This is a genomic window from Aliirhizobium wenxiniae, from assembly GCF_019511445.1.
In the GTDB taxonomy this organism is placed as follows: Bacteria; Pseudomonadota; Alphaproteobacteria; order Rhizobiales; family Rhizobiaceae; genus Neorhizobium; species Neorhizobium wenxiniae_A.
Genome location: NZ_JAEUAN010000022.1, coordinates 105,218 through 113,008 on the forward strand (window position 1 = coordinate 105,218; position 7,791 = coordinate 113,008).

Annotated in this window: 10 protein-coding genes and 6 pseudogenes; 7 read left to right on the top strand and 9 right to left on the bottom strand. The window is 55.1% G+C overall.

Translation table 11 applies throughout. The features are described from left to right. Positions 1–7 precede the first annotated feature (7 nt). Positions 8–631, top strand: a complete 624-nt coding sequence (locus JNB91_RS23715; protein WP_220327945.1) for a nucleotidyltransferase family protein — start codon at positions 8–10, stop codon at positions 629–631. Positions 632–797: 166 nt separating this feature from the next. Then, positions 798–998: a FitA-like ribbon-helix-helix domain-containing protein gene (locus tag JNB91_RS30890; RefSeq protein WP_223218348.1), complete on the top strand. Its 201-nt coding sequence runs from the start codon at positions 798–800 to the stop codon at positions 996–998. 373 nt (positions 999–1,371) lie between these two features. Here the strand turns inward: JNB91_RS30890 and JNB91_RS30895 are convergent. Next, positions 1,372–1,662, bottom strand: a pseudogene (locus JNB91_RS30895) (hypothetical protein); the annotation flags it as partial. On the opposite strand from JNB91_RS30895, the pseudogene JNB91_RS31745 reads away from it, so the two are divergent. The 3 genes and pseudogenes from JNB91_RS31745 to JNB91_RS23725 all read left to right on the top strand — a co-directional run. Next, a pseudogene (locus JNB91_RS31745) lies at positions 1,653–1,838 on the top strand (hypothetical protein); the annotation flags it as partial. The pseudogenes JNB91_RS30895 and JNB91_RS31745 sit on opposite strands and share 10 nt — an antisense overlap. A 233-nt stretch (positions 1,839–2,071) precedes the next feature. Further along, a complete protein-coding gene (locus JNB91_RS23720; protein WP_223218349.1) occupies positions 2,072–2,374 on the top strand; it encodes a helix-turn-helix domain-containing protein in 303 nt (100 codons plus the stop codon). After that, on the top strand, positions 2,367–3,620 hold the full coding sequence (locus JNB91_RS23725) for a type II toxin-antitoxin system HipA family toxin (protein WP_220327947.1): 1,254 nt from the start codon (positions 2,367–2,369) through the stop codon (positions 3,618–3,620). The genes JNB91_RS23720 and JNB91_RS23725 overlap by 8 nt, the downstream gene beginning before the upstream one ends. Before the next feature lie 117 nt (positions 3,621–3,737). Here JNB91_RS23725 and JNB91_RS30900 read toward each other — a convergent pair. From JNB91_RS30900 to JNB91_RS23750, 6 genes and pseudogenes are all read right to left on the bottom strand, one after another. After that, a pseudogene (locus JNB91_RS30900) lies at positions 3,738–4,169 on the bottom strand (PIN domain-containing protein). Beyond that, positions 4,169–4,466, bottom strand: a pseudogene (locus JNB91_RS30905) (hypothetical protein). Before JNB91_RS30905 ends, JNB91_RS30900 begins: the two co-directional pseudogenes overlap by 1 nt. 131 nt (positions 4,467–4,597) lie before the next feature. Then, the gene (locus JNB91_RS23735) at positions 4,598–5,032 is read right to left on the bottom strand and encodes a type II toxin-antitoxin system VapC family toxin (RefSeq protein WP_220327949.1); all 435 of its coding nucleotides are present in this window, start codon (positions 5,030–5,032) and stop codon (positions 4,598–4,600) included. Further along, positions 5,032–5,274, bottom strand: coding sequence for a type II toxin-antitoxin system VapB family antitoxin (locus JNB91_RS23740; protein WP_220327950.1), 243 nt, complete (start codon positions 5,272–5,274; stop codon positions 5,032–5,034). Before JNB91_RS23740 ends, JNB91_RS23735 begins: the two co-directional genes overlap by 1 nt. 139 nt (positions 5,275–5,413) lie before the next feature. Further along, a complete protein-coding gene (locus JNB91_RS23745) occupies positions 5,414–5,785 on the bottom strand; it encodes an HVO_A0114 family putative DNA-binding protein (protein WP_220327951.1) in 372 nt (123 codons plus the stop codon). Beyond that, positions 5,782–6,066, bottom strand: coding sequence for a toxin-antitoxin system TumE family protein (locus tag JNB91_RS23750; protein WP_220327952.1), 285 nt, complete (start codon positions 6,064–6,066; stop codon positions 5,782–5,784). The genes JNB91_RS23745 and JNB91_RS23750 overlap by 4 nt, the downstream gene beginning before the upstream one ends. A 146-nt stretch (positions 6,067–6,212) precedes the next feature. On the opposite strand from JNB91_RS23750, the gene JNB91_RS23755 reads away from it, so the two are divergent. After that, positions 6,213–6,410, top strand: coding sequence for a hypothetical protein (locus tag JNB91_RS23755; protein ID WP_220327953.1), 198 nt, complete (start codon positions 6,213–6,215; stop codon positions 6,408–6,410). Positions 6,411–6,430: 20 nt separating this feature from the next. On the opposite strand, the gene JNB91_RS23760 is transcribed toward JNB91_RS23755, so the two are convergent. Then, positions 6,431–6,931 (bottom strand): hypothetical protein, encoded by a 501-nt coding sequence (locus JNB91_RS23760; RefSeq protein WP_220327963.1) that lies wholly within the window; start codon positions 6,929–6,931, stop codon positions 6,431–6,433. Here JNB91_RS23760 and JNB91_RS23765 point away from each other — a divergent pair. Then, positions 6,891–7,148: pseudogene (locus JNB91_RS23765) on the top strand (transposase); the annotation flags it as partial. The gene JNB91_RS23760 and the pseudogene JNB91_RS23765 overlap by 41 nt on opposite strands. 258 nt (positions 7,149–7,406) lie before the next feature. On the opposite strand, the pseudogene JNB91_RS31480 reads toward JNB91_RS23765, so the two are convergent. After that, positions 7,407–7,667, bottom strand: a pseudogene (locus JNB91_RS31480) (IS110 family transposase); the annotation flags it as partial. Positions 7,668–7,791 lie beyond the last annotated feature (124 nt).

The following is a 7,791-nucleotide window of genomic DNA, read 5'->3' on the forward strand; positions in this document are numbered from 1 at the left end:
AGTAGCGATGAAAACTGTTGGCGGTTTGCTTTTGGCGGCGGGTCGATCGAGCCGGATGCCGGAAGGTTGTCACAAGCTTCTGGCCGAGTTCGATCGTATTCCGCTAGTGCGGAAATCCGCGGAGACGATGCTACGTTCTGACCTTGGGTCTGTGGTTGTCGTGACTGGACACCGATGGTCCGAGGTGGGAATGGCGCTACATGGTCTGCCGCTCTTTACCACGTACAACCCAAATTTCCTGCAGGGGATGGGCACATCGCTAGCCTGGGGTTTTAGACATGAGTTTCTCGCAGATTTTGGTGGGATTCTGGTCATGCTTGCCGATATGCCAAAGATCACCACGGCTCATATCAACAAGCTCTTAGCCGCGTTTCAATCGAGCCAAGACGTGATCGTGCGCGGCTCCGACGGGAAAACGCCCGGACACCCGGTTATAGTGCCATCCGCATTGTTCAGCCATGTGCGCAAGCTGGATGGCGACCATGGAGCCAAAGAGATGCTTCAACAACAAAAGGCTTCGGTTAGGATGATCGACCTTGGGAATGCTGCGTTGAAAGACGTTGATACCGTTGAGGATCTGATATCTGCAGGCGGAAGGCTCTGCGATTATGGATCCGACCCACCGCAATAATCGTGGAATACAGAGCTTTCAAAAGAAAATGATTGCGGGTCGGTGGTCCGTTTTCCGGCAGTAATTTCAAAATGAGGTCTTAGTTCCTCCTCGCAGCGCAGCTTGAAGAGCGACATCATTTTGGTTGCATTGATAGCGCAGCGAGACGACTAATAGGATTACGGTCATGGCAGCGGTCACCATTCGAAACATCTCTGGTGAAACCCATCGAGCGTTGCATGCACGAGCAGCTCACCACGGACGTGGCACTGAAGCCGAAATTCGTGACATTCTTGAAGCCGCGGTCCGCCCAACTAGACGCGTAAAGCTCGGATCATTGCTCGCTTCCATCGACTGTGACGCCGAATTGTCAGACAGCGATGTTTAAGCGCTGCAACAACAGCGCGACAAGACGCCGGCAGAACCGATGACTTTCGAATGATCTTGCTAGACACTAATGTAATTTCTGAGCCTTGGAAGCCAGCCCACTGATATCATTGTGCTGACTTGGTTGTATGCACAGGCAATCGAGACGCTCTTCATCTAAGCGATCTCAATTGCCGAACTTCGTTTCGGAATTGCTTCTATGCCCGTGACATACCAGCCCGTTCGAGGCAGCCGGATTGAAGTTATTAATCCTCGGGTCGCCTTAAGCCTTAAGAATTGCAGGGCGCTGGTTCGATTCTCTTCAAGATTGAAACAACGAGTGCGGCTCGAAAGTAGGCCGTGGTTTACATCCGAGCCGAGCATCTCATGCGATTTTACGCAGCTTCCCAACTTGACTAAGGATTTTGGCTGCCAACGCAGCCTTGTCTTGCGGTAGAAAGCGACCGTAGTGCTGTTGCACGACATCGGGCGTCTCCTGAATGGCAAACTCGCCTGCTCGTATGAGCCGGTTTGCTTCAAAATTTGCGTCGCAAGGATTACCTGCAAGTTATGCGGGCCAGGCGGCAGCAAGCCCTTGATTGCACCGCTATCCCGTAGCGTTGAATAACGGTCCGCCAAGCTTCGTAGAACGTGGTCGAGTTGTAGGCTGCATCGATGCTGGTCGTGCAAGGTCTGCTCGGGCCAGTGCCCCGTCAAGGTCAGCTTCCCGCATTCCGCTCGAAATTCCTGGAACTCTATTACAGCCGGTATCTGCGCCCGTTGAAACAACCAGCCGTGACCCCTCCTCCCCAAGCTGACGCGCCTGCGTCCCACCTACGACATTATGGTTTCTCTCGGCGCCAACGCCTAGGGCGAGCGGAAATAGGGTATCGCATTTTAGTAAAATCATACCTGTCGCTGTGCGGACTAGGACTCAACTACAGTGGTTAGCGCCTCGCGATAGTGATCCCTTGGGGCTCATTCTGGACTAAGAGATATGTAAACAGATCAATTTGAAATCCGAATACTTGACAAAAGAGCCGCGCACATTTCTTTTAACAGAAAATGATCTGTCTGGGTATCGGTGTCGACGATATGTCAAATCCTCTCTTGGAAATTGGTAGCCTATTAAAGGCGGCCCGCAAGGATCTTCAACTCACACAGGAGCAGGTTGCCGATATGGCGGGCATCTCGCGCCCGAGGTATCGCGAAATCGAGGTCGGGAGCGCTGCTGCCCGCGTTACGACATTGATAAACATCGCGCGCGCGCTTGGTCTGGAGCTCATTCTCATTCCGAAAGCGATCGCCCCGGCAGTCAATGCTCTCCTAAAGCCTCATGATGACGATGATGATCTACCAGCCTTTGCTGTCAGCCCGGAGAGCGACGATCATGACTGATGTTCCGGTTCATCCGGAGTCTATTTCGTCTCTCGAGGTATTCCTAAATGGTCTGAAAATTGGGACGATCGTCAGGACCCCTGGCGACTTTACCGCATTCAGCTTCGAGGACAGCTATCGTGCCACTGGCGGGTTCCCTGTGCTCAGCCTGTCTTTTCGTTCAGCCACCGGTGGTCTCCGCAAAGATCCGAAGCCAGTAGCCAGAGCACTGCCTGCGTTCTTTGCCAATCTTCTGCCGGAAGACAAGCTGCGCGAAGCGATGGAGAAGCACCACGCAGGCAGTGTCCGGGCCGGAAACGACTTCGATCTCCTTGTCGCGCTTGGTTCGGATCTGCCCGGAGCCGTTCGTGTCGCGCCGAGCGTAGGCGCCGTTGCTTCTGTCGATGCGCGTTCGCGCCCCAGACCAAAAGCCCGGTTTTCTCTGGCAGGTGTCCAGATGAAGCTCTCTGTCATCAAGAACACAGGCAAGGGTGGAGGGCTGACCATCCCGCTCGGCGACGAGCAGGGTTCGTACATTGCCAAGTTCCCCTCGACATCTTTCCCCGGCGTCTCCGAGAACGAATACGCTCAACTCGCCTTGGCCGAAGCCATCGGGATGGACGTGCCGGAGCGCGAACTCGTCGAACAATCCGATTTTGAGGGCATTCCGGAAGAATTTGCGACGCTGTCAGATGGCAAAGTCCTGTTGGTCAAGCGGTTCGATCGTGAGGCCAACGGTGAGCGTATCCACATGGAGGATTTCGCCCAGGTATTTGGTATCTATCCTTCCCGAAAATACGAAGGGGCGGCGTATCATGACATCGCCAAAGCGCTCGCAATCGCCGTCTCAACGGCGACCTCGCTCGAATTCGTACGACGGCTGGCTTTCGCCGTCATGACTGGTAACGGCGATATGCATCTCAAAAACTGCTCCGTGACCTACGGTGGTGTGGGCGACAAACCAGCGATCGCCCCAGTTTACGACGTACTCTCAACAATCCCGTATATTCCAGCTGACGCAATGGCGCTGTCGCTTGCTGGCGAGCGCTCATTCAAGGCGATGAATGCCCAGAGATGGAAAGCATTTGCCAATCGGGCACAATTGCCCGAAGCTGCAGTCCTCAGAGCGGTGACCGAAATTGTGGGCCAGGTCGACAGGTTTTGGTGGTCCTTACCAGAACGGGCTTATGTTCCCCACAAAGTGCTGGAACGCATCGATGGGCACGTCAAGGCGATGATGCCAATCCTTGGAACATGCGCTGAGTAGGCCGGCTTCGCACCGCTAGAATCGTCCTGCAAGGGTATCCACCAGAAAATCATGAATAGGTGCCAACTCGTTCGTTGGTTCTGATCCAGTCAAGAGCTTTAAATCCTGACGACTGACTTAGATTACGGTCGCACGATGGGGATTGATAATGTCGATCCTCTGAAAATCTCGCTCATTGTCGGTGACAACGATGCAGCTGTTGGATTGCGCAATGGCAGCTACGATCATGCTCAAGGCACTCCGACGGCGGCCGGTCGCCTTTCCGTGTGCCATTAGCTCGCCCCAGATCAGAGCTGCCTTTTTCATCGAACGGAAGGATGCGACCAGCAAAGAGCGATTGCGGGCCTTCATTGCCTGCAAACCAGGCTTCGAGGGCGGCTCGCGTCTTTCCCGCCGGCTTCTCAAGTATTCCTCGTTTTATCTAGGCGACGGTAAGCGAAGCGATGCACAAATCATCGTCGGCTTGTTCTGCCATCCATGTCATCAGTGACGTCGAAGGCTCTGATTTGGTGATATTTCTCAGGTTTTGGTGTCGAGCAAGTAGCGCATCACAGATCTATCGCTCGACCTTCCTCGCGTGAACGGGTTGTATCGAGATCGGCTCCGACCATCGGCGACCGGCGGAGAGCCGCGAGAATACCACCCTTTTTAGGCGGCTCTCCGGCAAGCGTTTCGCTGACAACAGTACGCAGATTGGCTGCTTCCGGGCCATCTTCTGCCAATTTGCGCGCAAGTAGTCTAATTAGACCGCGATCTATCACGCCCAAGTACCTCAAAACGAGCGAGGCCGCGGTCGCTTAAGCGGCTTCTATAGTTCTGAATTGCGCGTGTCTGGGAGCTGACCATCGGACCCTCCTGATATTTCCAGTTATATAGCCAGATGCGGTGGTGCCTCTGCAAGTCGTCTGCAGTCGGGCTCGGCTAGCGAGCCATATAAATCACGATCCTGCGCGGTCGTTTGAATCCTATTAGTTCAATCAATGCGTTTGCCAACCAATGTCGGTGTGGATGAAGTCGTCGCCTTTATAGGCGACCTTCGTGCGATAGGCCCTCGCACATGCGTAGCTAAAGCAGTCACCAAGGTTCAGCTTGGCCGCATGGTTCACGATCTTTCCAAATTGCTCCGCGGCCTCGACCGCCTTGGTGCCTATGTCGCCAGATACCGGCACCTCGCGGGCCCCGAGGTCGAATATGAATTGCTCGACAAGACGGCGCGCAGTCGAGAACATTTCCGGTGTCGTCGGATTGTCCTTACCCGCAAGCCGCCGAGCGACGGAAAGCGTGGCCTCAAGCCTCATCACGGCCGAGACGTAGAATGGGCCGCCTTCCCTCTCCAATCGGTCCATCAGAGCTATCGCATCGGCTTCCCTGGTAATGATCGCGACGGCCACCGAGGCGTCAATAAACAGCATCAGTCTTCCTCGCCCCACATTTCATCGGTTTCCTGCTTGTGATCGCCGGGATGAAACGGGCCAGCGGCCTCTGCCATTGCAAGGGTCTTGGCAAGACGCTCACGAATCGGCAATCTAGCCTTACGGCTGGCGATCGCCTCCTTAAGCGCGTCCTTCACGGCATCCACCTTGCTCGTCTTCGTAAGAGCGACGAGTTCCGCCGTCAGCTTGTCGACTTCCGGGTCTTTCACATAAAGCGGCATGGAAGCATATCCTTTCGAGGATATTATAATATCCCTTTTTGCATATCCTCGCCAGCGCTTCGTCTCCCTGCTGAGGTGGCGGGAAGGGGAGCACGAGGGGAGGGGCATGGGCTCCCCTAGTTCGCAAATCCGTTCAACCTCATGCCACGCGCTTGGTCTGGGTCATCACCATATCAACATGAATGTTACCGAAAGGGCAGGCGAGCGCACCATTCTCGTCTTTCTCGATCAGCCCAAGCTCCACCAGAACGGCGGCGTCTGCGTGAACACGCTTCACATCCCGGCCTAGCCTGCGGGCTAGCTCACGAACTCCGACCGTGCCACTGCCCAACAGCTCGTTGAGCAACTGCCAGCGGTTTTCCGTCAGCCGGGAAAAGAATGAACCCGGCGTCTCGAAATTCAAAGTTTCACCTTGGTACTCGCCAGTGGCGATCCCCTTCGACGCCCGTTGCCCAGCAGCACGCAGGGCAGACTTCCAATCTGGATTTGTCGTGATCGTTAGAGTTCTCATGACTGCCTCCGTTTTTCGATCTCGGACATAAAGTCCTCGATAAGCTGATCCAGTGTGGTGAACCTGTAAGGATATTCCTCACCGTCCAAATGTATATGGTCACCTTTGCCGCGCTCGTTGTCGAAGCCGACTACCCGGTGGCCTTCGCGAACATAGACCATCCGGTATTTGAACCCATGCTCTGTCGGCGGGACTGGCGTTGGTACTTTCCAGATGACAAACTGGATGATGCTGCCATCGTCTTCAACGCTGCGGTGTTCGGTTATCTTCTGCGCATTCATGTTGTCCATAATGCCAACACTACAACATGTGGTCAAGGCCGGGTCGCGTTGCAAGGCCGATACCCTAGCGAAGGGGGACCCGGCCACGTAAAGGAGCAACGTGGCCGGGACTGCGCGGTCGACTATTCGGCCGCCGCAGGGAACTGTTGATCGTCGTCGCAATGTACTTCGGTGGTCGTGGCGATCCGAATATATGGCGGGAGCCATCACTGCCTTTGATGGACTTCACGGCAAACTCGGCGGCGTCGGCCTTCTTCATGCTGGAAACGCCCTCGGCAAAGTCAGTTCCGCAAACCTCGGCCACCGCCGCGCCGATGCTCTGGCGATTTATGTGGCTGAAATAGCTCTCGACGGTCGGGGTGAACTAGTCGCCCATGTTCACATTGAGAGCTTGGCCAAGCTGGTCGGCATAGGCGAAAGCCTGTTTCCGGTCGCCCGAATATTTCAGTTCGACGGCGTTAACGGAGTGGGCAGCGGCAAAGGCCATCAGGTTCAAAAGCTGATCGCGCTGCTGATCCATCAGCCAAATCCACAAGTCGTTCGTGTCGCCGGGGAGCATGTGACCAAAGTTTTCCTTCAAGCTCTCCCAGCCTTCGAGCGCCTTGTTTTCGTCGGGGCGTTTAAACGAACCTTCTAGCCGCTCATGGGTGAGGTTGAGTTGCAACACGCTCTGCGCGTTGCCCATCTGGGCGCGCCCTCGATAAACGGTGCTGAGCAAGAGGGCGTGGACCACGGACACAAGGTGCTCTGATCCCCAAAAACTGGATCGTTCATAACTGGAGTTTTCCGCGTTAAACTCCCGGCTGGGAACAGGAGCGGAAGCGATGAAGGCATCGAAGTTTTCGGACGCCCAGAAGGCGTTCATTCTGAAGCAGGGCGATGACGGAGTGCCGGTGGCAGAGATTTGCCGCAAGGCGGGCATCAGCCAGGCGACCTATTTCAATTGGCGCAAGAAGTACGCCGGGCTGCTGCCCGACGAGATGCGCCGATTAAAGGCTTTGGAAGATGAGAATTCCAGGCTCAAGAAGATCGTCGCCGATCTGACATTGGATCGCGAGATGCTTCAGGACGTCATCCGCCGAAATGTATGGTCCGCCCTGTCATTGCAAGGATTTTAGGTTCTGACGATTGCAGTTTGCGTAAATGTATCCGGCCTCTCGCGAGTGGACTGCTGTTGCAGCCAGGCCCTGATGAGATGCGCACATCCTGTTTCCCAATAGCTTCTTCGGGCACGAGGCCCGCTTTCGGACAGGATTTACAGAATGCCGATCAACTGTTTCGTCATCACCCTCGAACCTCGCAATCTGTCTGGCCGTGATGGCCAGAGAAGCGATGGGGGGTTAAGCTGCAATTTGGCGCATGTACGTGGCGCCAGGTTTGGTCAATACGACCCACACGATGCGCGCCAATTTAGCGGCTAGAGCAACGGTCACCTTGTCCACATGCATCCTGAGCCGTAAGGCATCGATCCAGACGCCAAGGCGATCTTTACCGCGATCGAGATGCAGCATGCATGACCTTGCGCCATGAATGATCAATCGTCGAAGGTAGTTGTTGCCGCGTTTGCTTATGCCCAGGAGGTTCTGCTTTAGTCCGGTTGCGGATTTCGATGAATCGGGACAGCGATTTCAGCAAGTCGCGGACAAGCATTTCGCTAAGTCGCGGACAGCGGGCTCGATCGATTTCCGCCAGCCTGGTTGCTGTCAGGGGTGATTGATTTCGTTT